Source organism: Morganella sp. EGD-HP17 (genome assembly GCF_000512315.2).
In the GTDB taxonomy this organism is placed as follows: domain Bacteria; phylum Pseudomonadota; class Gammaproteobacteria; order Enterobacterales; family Enterobacteriaceae; genus Morganella; species Morganella morganii.
Window position 1 is genome coordinate 20,448 of sequence record NZ_AZRH01000018.1, and the last position, 25,830, is coordinate 46,277.

The window sequence follows — 25,830 nt, forward strand, 5'->3', positions numbered from 1 at the left end:
ACTCTTTGCGGGCTCTTGCAGAACTGATTATCACACCGGTATTACAGCGTTATTTCCCCGTATTACCCGTCCCTGTTACCTCTCTGTTTCTTCCTGACTGCCCGCCATAAACCCAAATTTTCACTATTTTCCGGAATGGATTATGGGCAATTATATGCATTTTGTCGCGCCGGGCGTCTCTTATATCGCCTCGGATGCGACGTGGATCGAAAGTAACGCGATCCAACAACTGATCACCACCGCACAATTACCGGGTATGACGGCTGTTGCCGGTATGCCGGATCTGCATCCCGGCAGAGGCTATCCGGTGGGTGCGGCATTTTTCTCTGAAGGCCGTTTTTATCCCGCGCTGGTCGGTAACGACATCGGCTGCGGTATGGCGCTGTATCAGACTGAGCTGAAAGTCAGCAAACTCAACGCGGACAAAGCTGAAAAGCAACTGCGCAGCATGCATGACCATGCGGACGCAGACTGGCTGGCAGAGCATGTGAGCGATCACTTCGCATCACATCCGTTTGCCGCTTCTCTGTCTTCTGTCGGCGGCGGGAATCATTTTGCTGAGTTTCAGCAAATCGATAAGGTCTGTGATGACGGCCTGTTTGCCGCGTCCGGGCTGGATAAACAGCGTGTGATACTGCTGGTTCACAGCGGTTCACGCGGGCTGGGGCAGATGGTTCTGCGTCATCATGTTGAGCAGTTCAGCCACGACGGGCTGACAGAGAACACGCCGGAAGCGGCGGAATATCTGGCAGCACATCAGCAGGCGCTGGATTTTGCACAGCACAACCGGGCGCTGATTGCACTGCGGATGATGCAGCAGTTGCGTACCAACGGTGAGGCAATACTCGATATCAATCACAACCTGGTGGAAGCCTGCACGGTGAACGGCCGTAACGGCTGGCTGCACCGGAAAGGGGCAACCCCGGTGGATCATGATTATGTGGTGATCCCCGGCTCACGCGGTGATTACAGTTATCTGGTGAAACCACATGCAACCGCTGACAGCCTTTACTCTCTCGCGCACGGCGCGGGACGTAAATGGATGCGCACCGAGTGCAAAGGACGCCTTTCTCACCGCTATACCCCGGCGCAGTTATCCCGTACCGATCTCGGCAGCCGGGTGATCTGCGCTAATAAGCAGCTGATTTATGAGGAAGCACCGCAGTCCTATAAATCCATTGAGACTGTGATTGAAAGCCTGTCAGGTGCCGGGCTGATTACCGTGGTGGCGCGGCTGAAACCGTTGCTGACCTACAAAACGAGCGGGGAGTGCTGCTGATGTTATTACAGTTTTCTGCCGCTCACGGCCCGGAAGAGTGCTGTCTGGCGGTGAAGCACGCGCTGCGCCTCTTTTTGCAGGAGGCTGCACAGTCGTCGGTCACAGTGATCTTTGCGGAGGAAATGCCGTCACAGCACGGCCTGCATTCCGCCCTGCTGTCACTGGACGGAGAACATGCGGATGCTCTGGCGGATCGCTGGTGCGGGACATTGCAGTGGCAGTGTGCCAGCCCGCTCCGCCCGAAACACCGGCGTAAAAACTGGTTTATCGGCATCCGTCGTTTTACTGCACCGCAGGCAGTATCAGACAGTGAGATTGTCTTTGAACGTCTGAAATCACAGGGGCCGGGCGGCCAGCATGTGAATAAGACAGAATCCGCTGTCCGTGCCACGCACATTGCCACCGGTATCTCGGTTAAAGTGCAGTCTGAACGCAGCCAGCACGCCAACAAAAAACTGGCCTGCCGCCTGATTGAATGGCATCTGAGCCAATATCAGCAACAGCAGTCCGCATCACTGAACGGCGAGCGCCACCGGTCACATCACCAGATCGAGCGCGGCCGGGCGACACGCTGCTTCAGCGGGCCGGATTTCCGTCCGGTCAGCTGACAGCACATAACACAAAGCCGGTCATTACTGACCGGCTTTTTTCTTCTTTATATATAAATAAACTCAGCGGGATGTCAGCGGATTTTCCCGCAGACGGCGCGCCGCTTCCACCATGTTCGCCAGGGCTTTGCGGGTTTCATCCCAGCCGCGTGTTTTCAGGCCGCAGTCCGGGTTAACCCACAGACGCTCCACCGCAATCTTATCCGCCGCTTTGCGCAGCAGGGCTTCAATCCACTCCACTTCCGGCACATTCGGCGAGTGAATATCATAAACACCCGGCCCGATTTCATTCGGATAATCGAAATCTTCAAATGCTTCCAGCAGTTCCATATCCGAGCGTGATGTTTCAATGGTGATCACATCCGCATCCAGTGCCGCAATAGAATCCATGATGTCATTGAATTCGCAGTAACACATATGGGTGTGGATCTGGGTGTCATTATCCGCGACCGCCGCATTCAGCCGGAAGGCATCTACCGCCCAGGTGAGATACTCCGCCCATTCTGCCCGGCGCAGCGGCAGCCCTTCGCGCAGTGCCGGTTCATCTATCTGGATAATACCGATCCCGGCTTTCTGCAAATCGTCCACTTCATCACGCAGCGCCAGAGCGATCTGTTTGGCAATGGTTTCACGGCTGACATCTTCACGCGGGAATGACCAGCAGAGAATGGTTACCGGCCCGGTCAGCATGCCTTTCACCGGCTTGCTGGTGAGGGATTGCGCGTAGGTCGCCCAGTCAACGGTGATCGGTTCCGGACGGCTGATATCACCGATAATCACCGGCGGTTTCACACAGCGCGAGCCGTAGCTCTGCACCCAGCCGTTCTGCGTAAAGACATAGCCGTCGAGATGCTCGCCGAAATACTCCACCATGTCATTACGTTCCGCTTCGCCGTGAACCAGCACATCCAGTCCGAGCCGTTCCTGCTCATTAATCGCCTGCTTAATATGTTCAGAGATATTAGTGCGGTAGAACGCTTTATCGATATTCCCTTTTTTGAAGTTCAGACGCAGCCCGCGGATTTCCGTGGTTTGTGGGAAAGATCCGATTGTGGTGGTCGGCCACAGCGGCAGGTTAAAACGGCGGCGCTGTTCCTCTGCGCGTTCGGCATACGGCGCGGCGCGTTCGCTGTCGCGGGCGGTTACCGCCGCCAGCCGGGCAGCCACCGCAGCATTGTGAACACGGGAAGAATCACGGCGGCGGGTAATCGGGGCACTGTATTCCGCCAGCGCGGCGATATCATCTGCCGAGCCGCTATTGACCGCGCGGGTCAGCAATGCCAGTTCCTCACATTTCTGCTGTGCGAAGGCAAACCAGCTTTTGACTTCTTCATCCAGTTTGGTTTCATCACGCAGGTCAATCGGGCTGTGAAGCAATGAGCAGGATGTCCCGATCCACAGGTCACGTTTTCCGGCCAGCGGGGCGATTACATCATATTTCTGCCGCAGATCGGCACGCCAGACGTTGCGCCCGTTAATCAGGCCGGCAGAGAGCAGCCAGTCGGCCGGTAATGCGTCGTGGATGGCCTGAATATCATCACTGCCCGCGACAAAATCGACGTGCAGCCCCTGCACCGGTAACTCACGGATCAGCGGTAAGTGATGGCTTACTCCGTCAAAATAAGTGGTCAGCAGCAGTTTTGCATGTCCCTGCAAAGCATCATATGCCGTACGGTAAGCATCCTGCCACTCCGGCGGCAGATCCAGCACCAGAGCCGGTTCATCAATCTGAATCCACTCAATACCGCGCTGCGCCAGCTTTTCCAGCACGTTTTTATAGGCTTCTGACAGTGACGGCAGTAATGATAAGCGGTCAAACTGAGCCCCTTTCACTTTGCCGAGCCACAGATAGGTTACCGGGCCGAGCAGCACTGGTTTAACCGCAAAGCCCTGCTCCAGCGCCTCATCCACCTCGTCAAACAGCTGCGGCCAGCTCACGGTGAAGGTTTGCCCGCGCTGAAACTCCGGCACAATGTAGTGATAGTTGGTATTAAACCATTTGGTCATTTCCGCCGCAGCCGCCGGTTCACCGGAAGGTGCACGGCCGCGGGCAATACGGAACAGGGTATCGAGGTCAATTTTCCCGTCGGCACCGGCATGGCGTGGTGGCACATTACCGAACAGCAGGCTGGTGCCGAGAACATGATCGTACCAGGCGAAATCCCCGACCGGTAATAATTCAACCCCGGCCTCTTTTTGCAGCTGCCAGTGACGGCGGCGTAATTCACGGCCGTTATCGCGCAGCTCATCCTGTGAAATCTGTCCTGCCCAGTAACCTTCAAGCGCTTTTTTCAGTTCTCTTTTCAGACCGATGCGCGGAAAACCCAGAGTGTGATTATGTGTCGTCATAAAAAATCCTATCATTTAGCCATCCAGATGTTTACACATCCATAATCAACGGGTACTGTATAAGAAACAAGCGCAAATTCTTCATCGCTAACCTGAAGGTTCCTCATGATAGAAATAAAACATTTAAAAACAATTCAGGCACTGAATCAGTCAGGGTCGCTCGCGGGAGCAGCAGGTGCGTTGCATCAGACACAATCCGCCCTTTCCCATCAGTTCAGTGAACTGGAGCACCGGCTCGGCTACCGGATTTTTATCCGCAAAACCCAGCCGCTGCAATTCACCCCGCAGGGACAGGTACTGTTACAACTGGCGGAGCAGGTACTGCCGCTGGTGAAAGATGCCATCCGTGAATGCAATGAGCCGGGACTGACCGCGCTGCGCGTGGCGATTGAGTGCCACAGCTGCATTCAGTGGCTTACCCCCGCACTGGCGCATTTCCGCGAAAGCTGGCCGCAGATTAATGTCGATTTCACTTCCGGGGTCAGTTTTGATCCGCAGCCGGAACTGCTGAAACGCGAACTCGATGTGGTGCTGACATCCGATATTGATGAGCAGCACAACGGGAAGCTGACATACACGCCGCTGTTTGATTATGAGGTGAAACTGGTGGTGGCACCGGATCATCCGCTGGCCCGCCGTCTGCATATCCAGCCGCAGGATCTGACCGCAGAAACCCTGCTGATTTATCCGGTACAGCGTCAGCGCTTTGATATCTGGCGGCGTTTCCTGCAACCGGCCGGTGTTTCCCCTCAGATAAAAACCGTGGATAACACCCTGCTGATGATCCAGATGGTCGCCGCCCGCATGGGGATCGCCGCACTGCCGCACTGGGCGGTGGAGAATTTTGAAAGACAGGGAATGGTGGTGACCAAAACCTTAGGTGAAGGATTGTGGAGCCGGCTGTATGCCGCAAACCGCAGCGGGGAACAGCGCCAGCCGGCTGTTGAGTCGTTTATTCGCGCGACGCGTCAGCACGCGGTGGACAATCTGCCTTTTGTAAAGACGGCTTCAGTATCCATACCCGGTGCACCCACAGGGATGCCACAATCAGGGTTGCGCCAATGCTGAACGTGAGCCAGTTTGGATGCTGCTGCCAGATGGCAAAGTTCACCAGTAATCCCGCCGGAACCATCATGTTGTTCATGATCGCGAGTGTTCCGGCGTCCACCTGTGTGGCGCCGTAGTTCCACATAAAGTAGCCGATTCCGGAAGCACCTATTCCCAGCCACAGCAGGACACCCCACTGTAACTGCGTGGACGGTATTTTAGCGAAATTACCGAACAGCAGCCAGCCCGCCAGCGCCACCACACAGGCACCGAGGTAGAACCAGGAAAACGCCGTGCGCTGCACCAGCGGATGCACTTCCATCAGCCGCTTGTAACCGACCTGACCGATGGCAAAGAAGATATTCGCCAGCTGTACCAGAATCAGCCCCGTCCAGAAAGAATCACTGAGATGATCATAGCGGATCACCGCCGCACCAATCACCGCCAGCAGCGAACTGAACACATAACCCCAGCGCAGACCACGCCGCTCCAGCAGGTCATAAATCAGTGTCACATACAAGGGTGTCAGCACGGTAAACAGCAGGAATTCCGCAACGGTCAGGTAATTGTAGGCATGGAAAACAAAGAGATACATAATGCCGAGCTGACAGGCGCCCACCGCCATATACATCAGAATGACTTTCGGGGCGATCCCGCGCCAGCGCAGAAACGGCAGAAAAACCAGTGCCGCCAGCGACACACGGACTAACACAGAGAACCAGCTGTCCACCTGACCGGCGAGATACTCGCCAATCAGGCTGAACGATGCGGCCCACAGAATTGTGGTAATAATCAGTAACGGCATCGGTTATGTTTCTTTCTCAACCAGCAGGGCTTCCAGCAGATCCAGGTCATGCAGCAGCAGTTGCAGGGTTTCATTGCTGATATTACGGGTCGCACGCTGGTGATACAGCTCCCCGCGCTCGGCACGCAGTGCAGTCAGACGGAAACGGCGCTCCAGATCTTCCACCTGGAGATTATATTCCATCTCATCATCACCGGCAGTACGCCGCCTGAGATGCCCGGCTACCCTGGAGGCCACTTCACTGATAGCTTCCGCATCCAGCGCCTCGTCCGAACTGGCGGACAGACGCTCTTCCATCTTGCCGATACTGACAATCGCCACTTCCGCCATCGCCGCTTTCGCCGCGCGGATTTCATTGGCATCCGCCTGTTTATCCCCGACATGCATCCCTTTGAGCAGGAACGGCAGCGATACCACCCCCATAAAGAGCGAGAAGATAATCACCCCGGCGGCGATAAACACCATCTGATAACGCGCCGGGAACGGTGTGCCGTCCGGCAGGAACAGCGGGATAGAGAGCACACCCGCCAGGGTTATCGCCCCGCGTACCCCGGCAAATGATGCCAGCCACAGTTCACGGGTGGTGTAGAAGGTGAAATCCAGCGGCTTGCGTTTTAAGGTCAGGCGGCTGACGGTTTTCATCATCCACAGCCAGCAGAAACGCAGCACCAGCAGAGCAAAATAGATAACGATAACGGCGGTAAACAGCATCCAGGTTTCCACGGTCGGATCCAGCTCCGCCTCAATCACCGACACCTGCCAGATCCCCGGCAGTTGCAGGCCGAGCATAATAAAGACCAGGCCGTTAAAGACGAATTCCAGCATCCCCCAGACATTATCCGCCCGCAGACGCATCGCCAGCGGCGCATTGCGGATAACCCCGGATTTACTGATGGTCATCCCCGCCGCCACGGCCGCCAGGATACCGGACACACCGATGTGTTCCGCAATCAGATAAGAGGCGAACGGCAGCAGTAACATAAAGACGATTTGCGTGGCCGGGTCATCCCCGCTCCAGCGGCTCATCAGGCGCAGTGACTTACTGTACAGCCAGGTAACTGCCACCCCCGCCAGCAGGCCGCCGATTGCGACTTTGAAGAATTCCAGCGTGACACCGGTGACGGAGAAAATCATCGTGCCCATGACAATCGCCACGGCAAATTTCAGCGCGACCAGGCCGGAGGCGTCATTCATCAGCGCCTCCCCTTCCAGAATGCCCATCATCTGTTTCGGAATGCGCCCTTTGCCGACAATCGACGACAGCGCCACGGCATCTGTCGGAGACAGCACCGCCGCAAGGGCAAAGGCCGGGATCAACTCAATCCCCGGCATCAGCCAGTAGATCAGATACCCGATACCGATAACAGTGACCAGCACCAGGAACAGCACCAGGATGAAGATTTCCCGCCCTTTCTGCATAAATTCCCGGGTCGGGGTTTTCCAGCCGTCAACAAACAGCAACGGCGGTATCAGCAGGACGAGAAACAGTTCAGGGTCGAACGTGACATGCAGACCAAACTGCGGGAAGGCAAGCAGAGCCCCCATCGCGATCTGAATGATGGGTAACGGAATACGATACGGGATCATTTTGGTGAGAACACCGGACACCGACACGACCAGAATCAAAATAAGAATCGTAAAGAATATTTCCATATTACCCTTACTGAACTTAGGGCTTCATCAGCCCGCTGACAAAAAGATACTGTTAATAACGGCAAAAAAACCGCAATAAGACCCCGGAGGAGAAAAAATTACCGCCGGTTGCCACTATCATACAAAAAAAAAGCAGTGGCGGATGCGTTATCCGCCACTGCTATTTTATCTTCTCAGGCCATTAATTCGGGCAATTAATTAGTATTTTGAGACAAATCGTAGAAATAAAGCGTATCGTCACCACCAGCATCCGTTAAGTGGTGATTTATCACTTAAATTGCCCAGCCGCCAGCATAAAACGCCACCAGTGCCGCTGCGATAAGAACAGTGCCGATATTCAGCTTACGCCATTCACCCCCGGCGATACGGCCGATAACCAGTGAGGCAAAGCCCAGCATAATCCCGGTCACAATGTTACTGGTCAGAACAATAAACACCGCACACAGCAGACCGGACATGGAGCCGACAAAGTCACCGAAATCCAGTTTGCTGACATTGCTCAGCATCAGCAGGCCGACATACATCAGCGCCGGTGCCGTGGCATAGGCCGGAACCAGATAAGAAAGCGGGGAGAGGAACAGAATCAGCAGGAACAGCACCCCGACCACGGTCGCGGTCAGCCCGGTACGGCCACCCGCAGCGGCACCGGCCGCAGATTCGATATACACCGCCGCAGGCGCCGCGCCGACCACGCCGGCCACAATGCTGCTGACGGAGTCTGTCGTCAGGGCTTTACCGCCGTTAATGATCTGATTATCTTTATCCAGCAGATTCGCCTGACCGGCGACCGCACGGATAGTGCCTGTCGCATCAAACACCGCTGTCATAACCAGCGCCAGTACCGTCGGCAGAACCACCGGCTTCAGTGCGCCCATGATATCCATGCTGAAAAAGAGTGACAGCCCGTCATCACCGAGGGATGGCAGTTTGAAGAAGCCCTGATATTTCACATTCGGGTCAAAAATCAGCCCGATAACGGAAATCGCAATAATCACCAGCAGTACTGCACCCGGCACTTTCAGGCGTTCCAGACCGAAAATCACCGCCAGACCCGCCAGTGCAATCATCACCGGGAAAGAGGTGAAATCCCCCAGTAACACCGGCATGCCCGCACCCGGGTTTTTGACCACAAGGTCAATATTGGTGGCGGCGATCAGCAGCAGGAACAGACCGATACCAATCCCCGTGCCGTGGGCAATACCCATCGGGATATTGCGCAAAATCCATGTCCGGATACCGGTGACAGAGATCAGGGTAAACAGCACCCCCATCAGGAAGACCGCGCCCAGTACGACCGGGATCGGGATATTCTGACCAAGTACCATGCTGAATGCGGTAAAGGCGGTCAGGGAAATCGCACAGCCGATAGCCATCGGCAGATTTGCCCATAACCCCATCAGCAGGGAGCCGAACCCGGCCACCAGACAGGTGGCGATAAAGACCGCCGTATGCGGGAACCCCGCCTGGCCGAGCATGCCCGGCACAACAATCACAGAGTACACCATCGCCAGGAATGTGGTCAGCCCGGCCAGAACTTCACGGCGGACAGTAGTGCCGCGCTCAGTCAGTTTAAAAAATTGGTCTAATTTGCACCCGCTTTGCGGCTGTGTCGCAGACATGTCATCACCTGTGTTAATGAATTTTGTGTCACATCACGTAAACGATTGCGTTTTCAGAAAAAATCCGCCGGTTTCCGGATAGAAAAACCGGACACACACGACGCAAACGTTTGGCTTTTTACAGAGAAAAGATGTGATTTTTTGAGGCAAACGATTATCTTAGGAAAAATCCTGATAATCAAGGCCAAATCCGGGAATTTTTTCACCTCTGTGCCGCTGACGGGTTATCATCATCCGTCCCGGTGCCTGATGACGGAATAGATGATGAAACTGACCGCTTTTCTCCTCCCTGTAAGCCTGCTCTGTTCTGCATTACCGGCAGCACAGGCGGCGATCACCCCGCTCAGCCCGGACACCTGCCGCGCCATGACAGCGCTGGGTATTATCACGCCGGAAAACCCGGTGCCCTGTGAACGGCTGGTCAATGTGGATGTCCGGTTTATCACCTTTGAGGGCGAAACCCGCACCGGCACCATTACTGTCGCCGATATTATTGCCCCCGAAACGGAAGCGCTGTTTGATGAGTTGTACCGGCAAAAATTCCCGCTGCACAGTGTGCTGCCGATAGAGACCTTCGGCGGCGATGATGAGGCATCCATGGCCGCCAATAATACGTCAGCATTTAACGGTCGCCGTCAGGCAAGTCAGAAGGCCTGGTCAAAACACGCTTACGGCATGGCGATCGATATTAATCCGCAGCAAAACCCTTACCGCTTCCGCGACAAAAACAGCCGTGTGACCATCAGTCCGCCGCAATCTGCTGCGGCGCTGACCAACAGAGAAAATATCCGTAACGGAAAAATGGAAAACGTGCTGCCGCTGGTTTTCAGTCACGGTTTTCTCCGCTGGGGCGGGGAATGGAAAAATCCGGTGGATTATCAGCATGCGGAGATCGGCAGTTTTACTTTTATCAACCACCTGCTGTCCCTGCCGCTGGCGGAGGCACAGGCGCAATACAGTGCCTATGCCGCCCGCTACCGCGACTGCTTCAGTAAAAGTAAAACCCCGGACGAGCAACAGCGCGCCCGGCAATGTGCTAAAAAAGTGCTGCGCTGACGGCTGTCAGTGTACCAGGTTGCTGATAAGCAACGTCAGCCCGGCCAGCAGGATCACCATATTCAGAAAACGGAAAAATGCCTCTTTCGGGATACGCATGGTGATATGCCGCCCGAGGACAATTCCCGCCACCATCGCAGGCAGGAACAGCAGCGCGGTAATAGCTATTTCGCTGTTCCGGTAGATCCCCATGATCAGGAAAATAATCACGCGGGTTAATGTACTGAAGCCGATCAGGGTAGTCTGCGTGATACGGAAGCGGTTTTTATCCTCAATCCGCCCGGCAAAATAGATGGCATAGACAAACCCGCCGGCCCCGAACAGCGCACTCAGAATACCGCCGCCGATCCCGAACGGAATAATGTATTTCTGCGGGTAATGCCGCACAGCTTTCTTAATAAAGAGGGAATAGAGTGCATAGAGAACAATAAAAGCACCGAGGAACACCGCCAGCAAATCAGGATGAGTTTTCAGCAGGATCGCCGCGCCAATCAGACTGCCGCCTATCATCAGCGGCACCATCCACTTCAGCTCGGCAAAATCGGCTTTGCGCCCGTCGCGGGTGACATTAATCACCGCCGCGCCCAGATCCATCAGCGCCAGCATCGGCACAATGTGTGAGACAGGAATAAAGAAGGCCAGTACCGGGCTTGAGATCAGCGCAGAGCCAAAGCCGACCATGCCGAAGACCAGATAACCGAAGAAGAGAACCGTAAAACAGATGAAAAAATCTGCCCATGGCAGGGTATAGATCATGGTGAGCACCCGTTTAATGACATATGTTAATTATCACCATGCCGGATGCTTTCATCTGATAGTATCACCTGTCAGACCTGTTTTTCCGGAAAATCACGGCTTACCGTTGTACAACAAGTGTGCAATACTAACAGGGTTTCCCTGCAAATTTCATTGGTATCAATTACATTATGCTAAAAACCAGTGCCCACATCGGCCAGAAAGTCAAACTGCTGCGTCAGGCGCGTAACCTGTCGCTCAATGATCTTTCAAAACTCTCCGGCATCTCGAAAGCCGCGCTGTCCAAACTGGAATCCGGTGATTCCAATCCGCGTATCGATACACTGGAGGCCATTGCCGTCGCACTGCGTTTTCCGCTGGGGGATCTGTTTACCGCCAGTAATGAAGGTTATCCCCGTTACGAAAAAAATAAAGTCTTTAAAGGGGAATATGCGGAAGATTTTAAATTCCGTGTCGGCATGGGGAATATTTCGGAGATCTGGCACCTGAAGATGATCCGCGGCGCAATTATTAACAGCCCCGCGCACAGCACCGGCACCCATGAGCATATTCTTATCCATCAGGGTACGCTGATGATGCGCTTTAATGAAGATCAGACTGTGCTGCTGGAACCGGGGGATTTCTATGCGTTCTCCTGTGATATTCCCCACTCTTATATCTGCATGGAAGGCGAGCTGAGCGGCACGCTGATTATGTCCTATTCCCATATCGGCCAGACATCGCCGTAACCACAGACAAAAAACCGGGCTTATCTGCCCGGTTTCATCATTCTACTGAATGTATTTATTCAGTTGCTCAAAGATACTGATGTCTTCGTTGTATTTTACGTCCTGCACGTCTTCCAGTTTTTCCACCTGACTGACCATCTGGCTTAGCCGATCATCCGATTTCACCAGCAGCCAGATATGGCTGTGATCCTGTCCCGGCAGCGGCAGACACAGAATACCGTCCACGTTAAACGCCCGGCGGGCAAACAGACCGCAAATGTGCGTCATAACACCGGGGTGGTTGCGGACAACCAGTTCCAGAGCGATAGGCTGATTATTTTTTTCCATGATTCTGTTCTCCGTCATCAGGCTGTGACCATATCGATATTGGCATCACCCGGCAATACCATCGGCCACACTTTTTCACTGACATCGATTAATGCGTGGATCAGACACGGCCCGGGACGCTCAATCGCCGCCTGCAATGCAGCATGCGGATCACTCTCTTTATTCAGATCACAGGTGTGTAATCCGAAGCCTTTGGCAATTGTCACAAAATCAGTCTGATACGGATAGGCAGATGCCACAATGTGCTCGTTGAACATCAGTGTCTGCTGCTGGTGAACCATCCCCAGCGCCTGGTTGTTCATCAGAATAATTTTGATATCCAGGTTATGCTCGGCGGCGGTCGCCATCTCCTGGATATTCATCATAATACTGCCGTCTCCGGTAAAGCAGACGATCTTGCGTGACGGCTCTGCCAGTGCGGCACCAATCGCCGCCGGTAACCCAAAGCCCATCGTTCCGAGCCCGCCGGAGGTCAGCCACTGACGCGGACGGCATAACGGATACGCCTGTGCTACCCACATCTGGTGCTGACCGACATCGGTGGTGATGATGGCATCATTATCCACCGCATCCGCCACAGCGGCGATCAGTCCGAAATGGCTTAACGGATCGGATTTATTAATCTGCTCCAGCGGGAACTCCTGTTTGATCTGCGCGATATGATCGTTCCACGTCTGACGGGCATTCACCTCAATCTGCGGCAGCAGCATGGCGAGCACCTGTCCGGCATCCGCGTTGATCGCGATATCCGGTTGTTTGATCTTGCTGATCTCCGCGCGGTCGATATCCACATGAATAATTTTGGCATCCGGACAGAACTGCTCCGCCTTACCGATCGCGCGGTCATCAAAGCGTGCCCCGACCACAATCAGCAAATCCGATTCCTGCAAAATCATATTGGTATAACGCGCACCGTGCATGCCCAGCATCCCCAGATAGAGCGGATGCTGCTGCGGGATGGTGCCTAATCCCATCAGTGTCATGGTGGTCGGCAACCCGGCACGCTCGGCGAAGCTCTGTACCAGCTGCTGGGACTGCGAAGCCACAATACCGCCGCCGATATACAGAATCGGGCGTTTTGCCTGATTAATCATCGCGGCAGCTTCAGTGACTTTTTCCGCATCAAACAGCGGCAGCGGATCTTTCGGCATGATTGGCGGTAATTCATCAATCTCAATGATGGCTGCCTGAACATCTTTCGGCACATCCACCCAGACCGGTCCCGGACGGCCGGATTCCGCAATACGGAATGCATCGGCGATAATGCCCGGCAAATCCTGAACATTGCGCACCAGGTAGTTGTGTTTGGTGATAGGGATAGACATGCCGTAAGTGTCCACTTCCTGGAAGGCATCGGTACCGATCATCGGCGAGGAGACCTGGGCGGTGATACAGACCAGCGGAACGGAATCCAGTTTGGCATCCGCAATGGCGGTCATCAGGTTGGTCGCACCCGGCCCGCTGGAGGAGATACACACTGCCGCTTTGCCGGTGGTGCGGGCGATACCCTGTGCGATAAACCCGGCGCCCTGCTCGTGACGGGCGAGGATATGCCGGATCCGGCTGTTGCCCAGCGCATCATACAGCGGCAGTGCCGCCCCGCCCGGGATACCGGACACAGAGGTGATCCCGTGCTGTTCTAACATGCGGATAATTAATTCCGCCCCCGTCATCCGGGTTTTTGCCTGAGTCTGCTGTGAAGCTCCCATAACATCATCCTTTTCTTAACAACCGGTTCAGTTTCGCGGAGCCTGACATAAAAAAACCCCGCTCGGTTTACGCCGGCGGGGTTAGTGATCCTGTTGCTGATCCCAGCCCGTTACGGCGCGCTGCCGACGACCACCACCACTACCACACGCACGACGACAACCGCGTCTGATAGCGCGGTTGTTAGTAGTACGTTTTGCGGACGGGTGAATGGTTTCACGGGATATCTCTCAACAGTAAATTGTGTATGAATAAATTCGGTTCGTACTTTAAAAAAACATAAGAATGAAATCTGTACAAGCCTTTTTTCATTTATTTTTTATTCAGCCGCTGAATTGTGATCGCCATCACTGATAAATCACTGCCATAAAACCCAAAAACAACTAACAAATTGATTTATAAATATATATTAAAATATCCAATTTACTTCAGCAGTGTGAAACAGCACTATTTCACAAGGAAAACAGCGATAAAAAAGGAAAGGTAATCATAACGCGGAGCTATAAAACTCAATTTAAGGAAATTGCAGCGGAATATATTGCAGTGAAATAACCGGAAGCAGCGTGTGTTCACATTATCGCTGTCAGTCACTAAAAACCGTTTCTTTATCAGTTTTATTGCTCAATGGGATAAAAGTCCGGCTTTACTCATCCGGCCAGTCCGGAAAAAAACATCATTTTAATGTGATTCATTTGTTACAAATAAGCTTTAAAATTACATTGAAATTACAAAACAGGCCAAAACAACCATTTTTATGTGATTTAAATCACATATAATTACTATCGTGATTGTCACGTTTCAGGTTTACCGATAAAACGTAATCCGACACATGCTCTTTAAGCCTCTTATCGCATTTTTATAAAAATTGAGTATATAACTTATTGATACCCAATGATTTTATTGGGTTTTTCTTTAATTAAGCGCAAACATACATCCGATTACGCAGACACTTATAATAAAAATACCCGTTATGATGAAAAATCAGACGAACAGGACAAAAACAGGACTTATAAAAACATAAGCTACACTGCCTGTTAACCCCGGGCAATCTCATGTGTTCATCCAACGGCATGAGACATCACCCCTTACTGTCACCGACATAAGGGGTATTTTTTTGTCTGTTCCGGGCTGCGGTCAGAAAATCCGGGCAAAAAAATACCCCGCAGATGCAGGGTACTTTCAGCGGATCCGGATCAGAACGGAATATCGTCATCGAAATCCATTGGCGGTTCATTGCTTTGCGGTGCTGCTGCTGCCGGCTGCTGTGCCGGGCGCGGGTTGCCGCCGCCGCTGAACTGCTGGGATTGTTGTGGCTGCTGTGGCTGACCCCAGCCGCCGCCCTGAGACATATTGTCGCCACCGCCGCTGCGGCCGCCCAGCATTTGCATGCTGCCGCCGATATTCACCACGACTTCCGTGGTGTAACGCTCCTGGCCGCTCTGATCCTGCCATTTGCGGGTCTGGAGTGAACCTTCGATATAAACCTGTGAACCTTTTTTCAGATATTCACCGGCAATTTCTGCCAGTTTGCCGAAGATCACCACACGGTGCCATTCGGTCTTCTCTTTCATTTCGCCGGTTTGTTTATCACGCCATGATTCTGATGTCGCCAGTGTGATGTTGGTAACCGCACCGCCGTTAGGCATGTAACGCACTTCCGGATCCTGACCCAGGTTCCCGATAAGAATGACTTTGTTGACGCCTCTGCTGGCCATGAAATACTCCCGATGAAATTGTTTAAAACATATAAGGATCTAGTCTAACACGTCTGAGTGGCTTTTTTGAAACGGTAATCTTTTGCCGTGATTTCCTTTGCAGATTTGCGTGTCTTCTCTAAAATCTGCTGCGCAAAATACAATCAGCTGTCAGGCAAATGCTGCTGAGATTATACACAGATTTCTTCTGATACTGGATATCCATTCAGTAAATTATGTGCAATAATATCAGGCTGAATAAATTGTTCGCTATCTGAAACTCCCGGGAAGTGGTACATGGATAATATCGATATACGGGGCGCCCGCACCCACAATCTGAAGAATATCAACCTCATTATTCCGCGTGATAAACTGATTGTTATCACGGGGTTATCCGGCTCCGGGAAGTCGTCCCTTGCCTTTGATACACTCTATGCCGAGGGGCAGCGCCGCTATGTGGAATCCCTGTCCGCCTATGCGCGTCAGTTCCTGTCGCTGATGGAAAAACCGGATGTGGATCATATTGAAGGGCTTTCCCCGGCAATTTCCATCGAGCAGAAATCCACTTCCCATAACCCGCGTTCCACCGTGGGAACAATTACTGAAATTCATGACTATCTGCGTCTGCTGTTTGCCCGTGTGGGTGAGCCGCGCTGTCCGGATCACGATATTCCGCTGACGGCACAGACGGTCAGTCAGATGGTGGATAATGTTCTGACCCTGCCGGAAGGCAAACGCCTGATGCTGCTGGCGCCGGTCGTCAAAGAGCGCAAAGGCGAACACACCAAACTGCTCGATAGCCTGGCGGCACAGGGCTATATCCGTGCGCGGATCGACGGGGAGATTTGTGATCTCTCTGATCCGCCGAAACTGGAATTACAGATCAAACACACCATCGAAGTGGTGGTTGACCGTTTTAAAGTCCGGGATGATCTGACACAGCGCCTGGCGGAATCCTTTGAAACTGCACTGACACTGTCCGGCGGTACGGCCATTATCGCCGATATGGAAGATAACAGCGCCGAAGAGCTGGTATTTTCAGCGAACTTTGCCTGCCCGGTCTGCGGATACAGCATGAGTGAGCTGGAGCCGCGCCTGTTCTCCTTCAACAACCCGGCAGGTGCCTGCCCGACCTGTGACGGTCTGGGTGTTCAGCAGTTTTTCGATCCGGATCGCGTGGTGCAGAACCCGAATCTGTCACTCGGCGGCGGGGCTATCCGCGGCTGGGATCGCCGTAATTTCTATTATTATCAGATGCTGATGTCCCTGGCGGATCATTATAAGTTTGATATTGAATCCCCGTATTCAGAGTTACCGGCCAAAATTCAGAAAGTGATCCTCAATGGTTCAGGCCGTGAATCCATTGAGTTTAAATATTCCAATGACCGGGGTGATGTGACAGTCCGTCATCATCCGTTCGAAGGTGTGCTGCACAATATGGAGCGCCGTTATAAAGAAACGGAATCCATGGCAGTGCGCGAGGAACTGGCCAAATATATCAGCAACCGTCCGTGTATTTCCTGCGGCGGCACCCGTCTGAAAAAAGAAGCCCGCTTTGTGTTTGTCGATAACACCACGCTGCCGCAGATTTCTGATTTCAGCATCGGACATGCGATGGATTTCTTTAATAACCTGAAATTCAGCGGCCAGCGCGCGAAAATCGCCGAAAAAGTCCTGAAAGAGATTCAGGATCGCCTGAAGTTCCTGGTTAACGTCGGCCTGAATTACCTGACACTCTCCCGCTCCGCAGAAACCCTGTCCGGCGGCGAGGCTCAGCGTATCCGCCTTGCCAGTCAGATCGGTGCCGGTCTGGTCGGTGTGATGTATGTGCTGGATGAGCCGTCAATCGGGCTGCATCAGCGCGATAATGACCGCCTGCTGGAAACCCTGATTCATCTGCGCAATCTCGGTAATACCGTGATTGTGGTGGAGCATGATGAGGATGCTATCCGCGCCGCTGATCATATTATCGATATCGGCCCGGGCGCGGGTGTTCACGGCGGGGAGATTGTCGCCCAGGGGTCACTGGAGGATATTATCGGCACGCCGGATTCCCTGACCGGGAAATTCCTCAGCGGCGAACGCAGGATCAGTATCCCGGAAAAACGCAATGTGGCCGATCCGGCCAAAATGCTGACCATCACCGGTGCCTGCGGCAACAACCTGAAAAATGTGACCCTGAATCTGCCGGTCGGCCTGTTTACCTGTATCACCGGGGTTTCCGGTTCAGGGAAATCCACCCTGATCAATGACACGCTGTTCCCGATTGCCCAGACACAGCTCAACGGCGCGACCACCATTACGCCTGCACCGTATAAGTCTGTCGAAGGTCTGGAACATTTTGATAAAGTCATTGATATCGACCAGAGCCCGATCGGACGGACCCCGCGCTCAAACCCGGCGACCTATACCGGCGTGTTTACGCCTGTCCGCGAACTGTTTGCCGGCGTACCGGAATCCCGCTCACGCGGTTACACACCGGGACGGTTCAGTTTCAACGTCAAGGGCGGCCGCTGCGAAGCCTGTCAGGGTGACGGCGTACTGAAAGTGGAAATGCACTTCCTGCCGGATGTGTATGTGCCGTGCGACCAGTGCAAAGGCAAACGCTATAACCGCGAAACCCTGGAAGTGAAATACAAAGGGAAAAATATCCACGAAGTGCTGGATATGACTATCGAGGAAGCCCGCGAATTCTTCGATGTCGTCCCGGCGCTGGCGCGTAAATTACAGACCCTGATGGATGTCGGACTGTCTTACATCCGCCTCGGGCAGTCGGCAACAACCCTCTCCGGTGGTGAAGCGCAGCGGGTGAAACTGGCGAAGGAACTCTCCAAACGCGGCACCGGGCAGACACTCTATATCCTCGATGAGCCGACCACCGGTCTGCACTTCGCGGATATCGAACAACTGCTGGCGGTACTGCATCAGTTGCGCGACCAGGGCAACAGTATTGTGGTTATCGAACATAACCTCGATGTGATTAAAACTGCGGACTGGATTGTGGATTTAGGTCCGGAAGGCGGCAGCGGCGGCGGTGAAATCCTGATCGCCGGTACCCCGGAAGAGGTGGCGGCATGTGAACGCTCACACACCGCCCGCTTCCTGAAGCCGATCCTGAAAAGAGGATATTAATCTTTTCTGATTCTGAAAATACCGCAGCGTTCGCTGCGGTATTTTTTTGTCCGCTTTCCGTGCTGGTGAAATAATAAGCAACCCGTGATAAAATAAAGTATCAGGCAACCACCGGAAACAGGAGGCGGACATGGCAAGCGGATGGGCAAGTGATTCTGCTGTTCAGGAGCAGATTGATGCCACACTGGATGATGCGGTCGCGCGGGTGCGCAGCCAGCTGGTGACAGGGGAAAGCGCGCTGTTTTGTGAAGAGTGCGGTGACCCGATCCCGCAGGCGCGGCGTGATGCAATACCCGGTGTGCAGTTGTGTGTGAATTGTCAGGCAGAAGCGGATAAAAAGCAGGCCGCATTCAGCGGCTATAACCGGCGCGGCAGTAAAGACAGTCAGCTACGCTGAAACAGGCGCGGAACAGAATTATTCCGCGCATCATCATTTCATTGCTGAGGATTAACGGCTGACCGCCGCAAAAGCCTGCGCAATCGCATCCACATTATGACGGTTCACCCCCGCCATACAGACACGCCCGGAACCGACCAGATACACCGCATGCTGCTCACGCAGTGCGGTAACCTGCTCCGGACTGAACCCAGTGTAACTGAACATCCCGCGCTGATGCAGAAGATGATCAAAGTTCTTCTCCGGCAATGTGTTTTTCAGTGTATTCACCAGCACTGTCCGCATCTCTGCGATCCGGCTGCGCATGGTGTCCACTTCCGCCAGCCACTGTGCTTTCAGCGCAGTATCATTCAGCACTTCAGAGACCAGTTTTGCCCCGTAAGACGGTGCACTGGAATAGACACGGCGCACACCCGCTTTCAGCTGACCCAGCACCCGCTCTGCTTCATGTTGTGTCGGGCAGAGGACTGACAACCCGCCCACACGCTCACCGTACAGTGAGAAAATTTTTGAGAACGAGTTACTGACGAAACACGGTACCTCTGCCGCCGCCATGGCGCGGATAGCATAAGCATCCTCTTCCATACCGCCGCCGAAGCCCTGATAAGCAATATCCAGGAACGGGATCAGCTCCCGCTTTTTCACCACCGCGACGACTTTGTCCCACTGCTCCGGTGTCAGATCGGAACCGGTCGGGTTATGGCAGCACGGATGCAGTAAAATGACGCTTTTTGCCGGTAACGTCTCAAATGTTGCCAGCATCTCGTCAAACTTCACACCTTTGGTCTGCGGATCAAAATACGGATAATAATGAGTTTTAAATCCTGCTCCGGCAAAGATCGCCTGATGGTTTTCCCATGTCGGATCACTGAGCCAGACATCCGATCCCGGGAAATAACGGTGCAGAAAATCCGCGCCGATCTTCAGTGCACCGGATCCGCCCAGAGTCTGGATCGTCGCCACGCGGCCTTCGCGGATAAGCCCGCTGTCATCGCCCAGCAGCAGCGTCTGTACCGCGCTGCGGTAAGGAGCAAAACCTTCCATCGGCAGATACAGGGAGGCCCCGGTATCCTGCGCGTTATAGCGCTGTTTCGCCTGTGCGATGCTGTTCAGTTGCGGAGTCACCCCGGAATCGTCGTAATAGAGGCCAATACTGAGATTGACCTTCTCCTTCCGGGGATCCTGTTTGAAATGCTCAACGAGCGTTAAGATCGGGTCGCCGCCGTAGGCGTCTACATGTTCGAACACAAGCGATACTCCTGATTGTAATTTTTCTCACTATCAGAACATATCGCGTCAGATTTTATTCGTCCAGATATTCCATTGCCACGCGGGAGGTCAGCTTGGTGATCAGTTCATAGGCGCTGATACCGCTGGCTTCTGCGATTTGCTCTACCGGCAGTGAATCCCCCCACAAAATGACTTCATCACCCGCTTTATCACTGCAATCCGGCCCCAGGTCGATAGTTATCATATCCATGGAAACACGCCCGGCAATGGGAACACGGCGCCCGTTAATTACCACCGGTGTGCCGGATGGCGCACTGCGCGGATAGCCATCACCGTAACCGACGGCAATCACACCCAGGCAGGTGTCACGATCACTGACCCAGGTACCGCCGTAACCGACCGCTTCCCCGGCTTTATGTTTACGCACAGCAATCAGGCGGGATTTGAGGGTCATCACCGGTTTGAGGCCGTAATCACCGGCTTCGGTACCGCTTTTCGGTGACACGCCGTACAGAATGATCCCGGGACGAACCCAGTCGAGGTGCGCCTGCGGCCAGTAAAGAATACCACCGGACGCGGAAATCGATTTTTCCCCCGGTTTATCAGCAGCAAATGCCATAAAGCGGGTGATTTGGGCTTCTGTCGGCTGTGCGTCATCTTCATCAGCGCGGCTGAAATGGCTGATGATATTCACCGGCTGCTGTACGTTTTTGCATTTACACAACCGCTGATAAAACGCTTCTGCTTCTTCCGGACGCACGCCGAGACGGTGCATACCGGTATCAATTTTCATCCAGACTTTCACCGGATCCGATAACTGCACCTGCTCCAGCGCCACTAACTGCTCTTCAAAATGAACCGCCACTTCCAGACGACTGGCAACAATCACCGGCAAATCCGCCGCATCGAAAAAACCTTCCAGTAAGATGATAGGTTTAACAATACCACCGGCGCGCAACGCGTGCGCTTCGCTCAGACGCGCCACCGCAAACGCGTCCGCCTCATTGAGTTCACGGGCGATTTCGACTAATCCGTGGCCGTAGGCGTTTGCTTTGACCACCGCAACATGACGGCTGTCCGGTGCCAATTCCCGGATCCGCTGCCAGTTGTGGCGCAGCGCACCACGGTCAATGACGGCTGTTGCCGCTTTCATAGGGGTTCCTTGGTTAGGGGTTGTTGATGTCTTGTTTGTTATCAGGGTTATTATGCCGTCCGTACTATATTCAGACGGTTTATTCATCGTCATAACTCGGCCCTGCATAGTTATCAAAACGCGACCACTGGCCGTTGAAGGTCAGACGGACGGTTCCGATAGGGCCGTTACGCTGCTTACCGATAATGATTTCAGCCACGCCTTTCAGATCACTGCTTTCGTGATACACCTCATCACGGTAGATAAACATGATAAGGTCGGCATCCTGCTCGATAGAGCCGGATTCACGCAGGTCGGAGTTTACCGGGCGTTTATCGGCACGTTGTTCCAGACTACGGTTCAGCTGGGACAGCGCGACCACCGGTACCTGTAATTCTTTGGCCAGTGCTTTCAGGGAGCGGGAAATCTCAGCGATTTCCAGGGTACGGTTATCAGAGAGAGACGGTACGCGCATTAATTGCAGGTAGTCGATCATAATCAGGCTTAAGCCGCCGTGCTCACGGAAAATCCGCCGTGCGCGGGAACGGACTTCGGTCGGGGTCAGGCCGGAAGAGTCATCAATATACATATTGCGCTTTTCCAGCAGAATACCCATGGTGCTGGAGATGCGCGCCCAATCCTCATCATCGAGCTGCCCGGTACGGATACGGGTCTGGTCAACGCGGGAAAGGGAAGCCAGCATACGCATCATGATCTGGTTGCCGGGCATCTCGAGGCTGAAAATCAGCACCGGTTTTTCTTCGGTCATGGCGGCGTTTTCACACAGGTTCATGGCGAAGGTGGTTTTCCCCATGGACGGACGCGCCGCAACAATAATTAAATCAGAAGGTTGCAGACCAGCGGTCTTTTTATCCAAATCCTGATACCCGGACGATACCCCGGTCACCCCGTCATGCGGCTGAGCATAAAGTTTTTCGATCTTCTCGACGGTTTCTTCCAGAATTGCCTCGATCCCCTTCGGCCCTTCATCTTTATTGGCACGGTTTTCGGCGATCTGGAACACGCGGGATTCCGCCAGATCGAGCAGATCCTCACTGGAACGCCCCTGCGGATCGTAACCGGCATCGGCGATCTCATTGGCGACAGAAATCATATCGCGGATCACCGCACGTTCACGGACGATATCAGCATAAGCATTAATGTTCGCCGCACTTGGCGTATTTTTCGAAAGTTCTGCCAGATAGGCAAAACCACCGACATTTTCCAGCTCGCCGCCGGTTTCCAGTGCTTCAGACAGAGTGATCAGGTCAATCGGCCGTCCCTGCTCGAGCAGGCGCTGCATCTGACTGAAAATCGTCCGGTGCGGGCGGCTGAAAAAATCCTCGCCGGTCACACGTTCAGAGACATTATCCCAACGCTCGTTGTCCAGCATCAGTCCGCCGAGAACGGACTGCTCGGCTTCCAGGGAATGCGGCGGTAATTTCAGCCCTTCCATCTGATGGTCACGGGGTTTGTCGGTCTTGGTGTCCTTGGGATATCTGGCCATGAAACTCTCTTACTTATCAGTGCGTCTGCCGGGGAGAATACCTGCGTCCCTGAACGGGACAGAGCGGGTAGTATAGCCCTCCTTTGCCGCTGATTGCACGAAGCTTGAGTAATTTTCAGTGACATGCAATTATGCCAAATACAATAAATCATATGATTAACTGTCCCGCTTACTGTTTCTGCGCTGTTTGCAGGTAAGTGGTCACTCTTTTTTTCCGAATGAGGTTCCCTCCATGGCTAAACGTATTGAATTTGATGCACCCGGCGGTACCGATGTGCTGGTTTATCGTGACTTTACGCCGGCAGATCCGGCACCGGGTGAAGTTCAGGTGGAAAACAAAGCAATCGGTGTGAACTATATTGATACCTATTTCCGCAGCGGCCTGTACCCTGCGCCGGTATCCCCTTCCGGTGTCGGCTCTGAAGCCGCTGGTGTGGTGGTGAAAACCGGTGCAAACGTAAAACACATTAAAGTCGGTGACCGCGTAGTTTATGGACAGTCTCCGCTGGGTGCGTACAGCGAAATCCATAACGTGCCGGAAGAAAAGCTCGCCATTCTGCCGGACGGTATCAGCTTTGAAACGGCTGCTGCCTGCTTTATGAAAGGTCTGACCGCGTTTTATCTGCTGCGCAAAACCTATGAGGTAAAAGCCGGGGAAGTCTTCCTGTTCCACGCGGCTGCCGGTGGTGTCGGACAAATCGCCTGCCAGTGGGCCAAAGCGCTGGGCGCGAAGATGATCGGTACCGTGGGTTCTGATGAAAAGGCGCAGAAAGCCAAAGCCGCCGGTGCCTGGGAAACCATCAACTACAATAAAGAAGACATTGTTGAGCGGGTGCTGGCACTCACTAACGGTGAAAAAGTCGGTGTGGTATATGACTCTGTCGGCAAAGACACCTGGCTGCCGTCACTGGACTGCCTGAAGCGCCGCGGCCTGATGGTCAGCTACGGCAACGCCTCCGGCCCGGTCACCGGTGTTGACCTGGGGATCTTAAATAAGAAAGGCTCACTGTATGTGACCCGCCCTTCTGTCTTTGGTTACATCACCAACCGTGAAGAACTTAACGAAGCCAGCAAGGCAATTTTTGATCTGATCCTGAGCGGTAAGCTGACTATTTCCATCCCTGCGGATCAGGTTTACCCGCTGAAAGACGCCGCACTGGCACACAAACGCCTGGAAGGCCGTGCAACGACCGGATCCAGTATCTTAATTCCTTAAGATATATATTATTTAATTAATAATAAAAACTCTCGTTATTAAATGAGGGTTTTTATTAATAAATACCTCTGGTTCATATTAAATTTGTATATTTATTTTTATTGATTGTTTAACACCGGATATTTATTCTTATTTCTCTTTCACTAATAAAAGGAATGATTATGAATAATACGGAAATAAACCATCTTGTTGATTTCATCTATCAGGATGACAGAATCACAAACGCTGAATTCCAGATGATTCGTGATGAAGCGGATAAACGCTTTGATGCCATTCTTGAATGTTACGGTAAAAACAATAGCTTATCTGCATTTCAAAAATCTGCAGATGTCACTGTACAATTAATGCAGGAAAGCTTTTTTATTCTGAAAAAGAAAGCTGAAACACCGGAACAGAAAGACGAAATCAAAGACGCATTCAATGCACAAATCAGTTATATCATCGCATGCTATAACCGTTTCTTTGATTCATTATAATTGAAACAAAATGAACTCTCTGTTCAGAGAGTTCATTATTCATCTGATAATTATTCAGTTATATTTTTTCGGGTAACAAATTCCAGTGCCGCTTCAATCACACGCAGATCTGCCCCGGCTTTATGGGCATTTTCACTCAGATGACGACGCCACTGACGCGCCCCCGGGATCCCCTGGAAAATCCCCAGCATATGGCGGGTGATATGGCCGAGATAAGTCCCTGTCGCCAGTTCCGCCTCAATATAAGGATACATCGCTTCCACCGCCGCGACCGTATCGGTCACCGGCAGTGCCGCATCAAACAGGGCATTATCCACCTGTGCCAGGATTGACGGATTCTGATATGCCTCACGCCCGACCATCACGCCATCCATATACTGCAGATGGGTTTTCGCCTCTTCCAATGTTTTTATCCCGCCGTTAAGCGCCATAGTCAGATGCGGAAAATCTTTTTTCAATTGATATACACGAGGATAATCCAGCGGCGGAATCTCACGGTTCTCTTTCGGGCTCAGACCGGAGAGCCAGGCTTTACGGGCATGGATGACAAACATCTCACAACCGCCGCGCTCCGCCACGGTACCGACAAAATCACACAAAAATTCGTAACTGTCCTGATCATCAATCCCGATCCGGGTTTTAACGGTAACAGGAATATCTGTCACATTCCGCATTGCTGCGACACAATCCGCCACCAGTGACGCATTGCCCATCAGACAGGCACCGAACATCCCGTTCTGCACACGGTCAGACGGACAGCCGACATTCAGGTTGATTTCATCATAACCGCGTTCCTGTGCGATTTTCGCACACTGAGCCAGTGCCGCCGGGTCACTGCCGCCGAGTTGCAATGCAACCGGGTGCTCCGCTTCGTTATACGCCAGATAATCCCCTTTCCCGAACAGAATCGCCCCGGTGGTCACCATTTCGGTATACAGCAGCGCGTGGCGGCTGAGTTTACGGTGAAAATAACGGCAATGGCGATCAGTCCAGTCCAGCATGGGCGCAACGGAGAAACGGTTAAGGTTCTTATAGCCGCCAGTAGTGCGTAACTGCTGGTTTTCAGTGGTTTTTTCTGTTGGTGTGTTTTGGTGCATGGTGTATCCGGGATC

General features: G+C 53.2%; 21 protein-coding genes. 9 read left to right on the forward strand and 12 right to left on the reverse strand.

The genetic code is table 11. The annotated features are described in order from the left end of the window. Positions 1-142 precede the first annotated feature (142 nt). Positions 143-1,279, forward strand: a complete 1,137-nt coding sequence (locus X965_RS16380; protein ID WP_036418921.1) for an RNA ligase RtcB family protein — start codon at positions 143-145, stop codon at positions 1,277-1,279. Next, positions 1,279-1,887 (forward strand): peptide chain release factor H, encoded by a 609-nt coding sequence (gene prfH / locus X965_RS16385; protein WP_004238240.1) that lies wholly within the window; start codon positions 1,279-1,281, stop codon positions 1,885-1,887. Before X965_RS16380 ends, prfH begins: the two co-directional genes overlap by 1 nt. A gap of 63 nt (positions 1,888-1,950) precedes the next feature. Here prfH and metE read toward each other — a convergent pair whose 3' ends face one another. Next, a complete protein-coding gene (metE, locus tag X965_RS16390; RefSeq protein WP_036418924.1) occupies positions 1,951-4,236 on the reverse strand; it encodes a 5-methyltetrahydropteroyltriglutamate--homocysteine S-methyltransferase in 2,286 nt (761 codons plus the stop codon). A gap of 105 nt (positions 4,237-4,341) precedes the next feature. On the opposite strand from metE, the gene metR reads away from it, so the two are divergent. Continuing rightward, positions 4,342-5,304, forward strand: a complete 963-nt coding sequence (gene metR / locus X965_RS19065) for an HTH-type transcriptional regulator MetR (RefSeq protein WP_004241557.1) — start codon at positions 4,342-4,344, stop codon at positions 5,302-5,304. On the opposite strand, the gene X965_RS16395 is transcribed toward metR, so the two are convergent. The 3 genes from X965_RS16395 to X965_RS16405 all read right to left on the reverse strand — a co-directional run bounded on the left by X965_RS16395 (position 5,189) and on the right by X965_RS16405 (position 9,360). Continuing rightward, entirely contained in the window at positions 5,189-6,088 is a 900-nt protein-coding gene (locus tag X965_RS16395) for a carboxylate/amino acid/amine transporter (protein WP_015422422.1), read from the reverse strand. The two genes, metR and X965_RS16395, sit on opposite strands and share 116 nt — an antisense overlap. Before the next feature lie 3 nt (positions 6,089-6,091). Continuing rightward, positions 6,092-7,741 carry a Na+/H+ antiporter gene (locus X965_RS16400; RefSeq protein ID WP_004238243.1) on the reverse strand — a complete coding sequence of 550 codons (1,650 nt, stop codon included), beginning with the start codon at positions 7,739-7,741 and terminating at the stop codon, positions 6,092-6,094. Between the two features lie 272 nt (positions 7,742-8,013). Next, positions 8,014-9,360, reverse strand: a complete 1,347-nt coding sequence (locus X965_RS16405) for an NCS2 family permease (protein ID WP_004238244.1) — start codon at positions 9,358-9,360, stop codon at positions 8,014-8,016. Positions 9,361-9,621: 261 nt separating this feature from the next. Here X965_RS16405 and X965_RS16410 point away from each other — a divergent pair, with 261 nt between their 5' ends. After that, positions 9,622-10,416, forward strand: a complete 795-nt coding sequence (locus X965_RS16410; protein ID WP_036418931.1) for a M15 family metallopeptidase — start codon at positions 9,622-9,624, stop codon at positions 10,414-10,416. A gap of 6 nt (positions 10,417-10,422) precedes the next feature. On the opposite strand, the gene X965_RS16415 is transcribed toward X965_RS16410, so the two are convergent. Then, positions 10,423-11,172, reverse strand: a complete 750-nt coding sequence (locus X965_RS16415) for a sulfite exporter TauE/SafE family protein (protein ID WP_036413660.1) — start codon at positions 11,170-11,172, stop codon at positions 10,423-10,425. 170 nt (positions 11,173-11,342) lie between these two features. Between X965_RS16415 and X965_RS16420 the strand changes: the two genes are divergently transcribed. Next, positions 11,343-11,900 (forward strand): helix-turn-helix domain-containing protein, encoded by a 558-nt coding sequence (locus tag X965_RS16420; RefSeq protein ID WP_004238248.1) that lies wholly within the window; start codon positions 11,343-11,345, stop codon positions 11,898-11,900. 42 nt (positions 11,901-11,942) lie between these two features. Here X965_RS16420 and ilvN read toward each other — a convergent pair whose 3' ends face one another. From ilvN to X965_RS16435, 3 genes are all read right to left on the reverse strand, one after another. Further along, on the reverse strand, positions 11,943-12,227 hold the full coding sequence (gene ilvN, locus X965_RS16425) for an acetolactate synthase small subunit (RefSeq protein WP_004238249.1): 285 nt from the start codon (positions 12,225-12,227) through the stop codon (positions 11,943-11,945). Between the two features lie 17 nt (positions 12,228-12,244). Next, positions 12,245-13,936 (reverse strand): acetolactate synthase large subunit, encoded by a 1,692-nt coding sequence (gene ilvB / locus X965_RS16430; protein ID WP_036418934.1) that lies wholly within the window; start codon positions 13,934-13,936, stop codon positions 12,245-12,247. Positions 13,937-15,127: 1,191 nt separating this feature from the next. Continuing rightward, on the reverse strand, positions 15,128-15,649 hold the full coding sequence (locus X965_RS16435; RefSeq protein WP_004238253.1) for a single-stranded DNA-binding protein: 522 nt from the start codon (positions 15,647-15,649) through the stop codon (positions 15,128-15,130). A 276-nt stretch (positions 15,650-15,925) separates the two neighbouring features. Between X965_RS16435 and uvrA the strand changes: the two genes are divergently transcribed. After that, the gene (gene uvrA, locus X965_RS16440; RefSeq protein ID WP_036418937.1) at positions 15,926-18,760 is read left to right on the forward strand and encodes an excinuclease ABC subunit UvrA; all 2,835 of its coding nucleotides are present in this window, start codon (positions 15,926-15,928) and stop codon (positions 18,758-18,760) included. 130 nt (positions 18,761-18,890) lie between these two features. Beyond that, on the forward strand, positions 18,891-19,157 hold the full coding sequence (locus tag X965_RS16445; protein WP_036418940.1) for a DksA/TraR family C4-type zinc finger protein: 267 nt from the start codon (positions 18,891-18,893) through the stop codon (positions 19,155-19,157). A 51-nt stretch (positions 19,158-19,208) separates the two neighbouring features. Here X965_RS16445 and X965_RS16450 read toward each other — a convergent pair whose 3' ends face one another. The 3 genes from X965_RS16450 to dnaB form a co-directional block, all read right to left on the reverse strand. Continuing rightward, complete coding sequence (locus X965_RS16450; RefSeq protein ID WP_036418943.1) at positions 19,209-20,405, reverse strand: amino acid aminotransferase; 1,197 nt, start codon at positions 20,403-20,405, stop codon at positions 19,209-19,211. A 55-nt stretch (positions 20,406-20,460) separates the two neighbouring features. Then, positions 20,461-21,540 carry an alanine racemase gene (alr, locus tag X965_RS16455; RefSeq protein ID WP_036418946.1) on the reverse strand — a complete coding sequence of 360 codons (1,080 nt, stop codon included), beginning with the start codon at positions 21,538-21,540 and terminating at the stop codon, positions 20,461-20,463. 79 nt (positions 21,541-21,619) lie between these two features. Next, complete coding sequence (dnaB, locus tag X965_RS16460) at positions 21,620-23,026, reverse strand: replicative DNA helicase (RefSeq protein WP_015422419.1); 1,407 nt, start codon at positions 23,024-23,026, stop codon at positions 21,620-21,622. A 232-nt stretch (positions 23,027-23,258) separates the two neighbouring features. On the opposite strand from dnaB, the gene X965_RS16465 reads away from it, so the two are divergent. Both X965_RS16465 and X965_RS16470 read left to right on the forward strand, forming a co-directional pair. After that, a complete protein-coding gene (locus X965_RS16465) occupies positions 23,259-24,242 on the forward strand; it encodes an NADPH:quinone reductase (RefSeq protein WP_036418949.1) in 984 nt (327 codons plus the stop codon). 161 nt (positions 24,243-24,403) lie between these two features. After that, positions 24,404-24,718, forward strand: a complete 315-nt coding sequence (locus X965_RS16470; RefSeq protein ID WP_004241541.1) for a hypothetical protein — start codon at positions 24,404-24,406, stop codon at positions 24,716-24,718. A gap of 50 nt (positions 24,719-24,768) precedes the next feature. Here X965_RS16470 and dusA read toward each other — a convergent pair whose 3' ends face one another. Next, the gene (gene dusA, locus X965_RS16475; RefSeq protein ID WP_036418952.1) at positions 24,769-25,815 is read right to left on the reverse strand and encodes a tRNA dihydrouridine(20/20a) synthase DusA; all 1,047 of its coding nucleotides are present in this window, start codon (positions 25,813-25,815) and stop codon (positions 24,769-24,771) included. Positions 25,816-25,830: the final 15 nt, after the last annotated feature.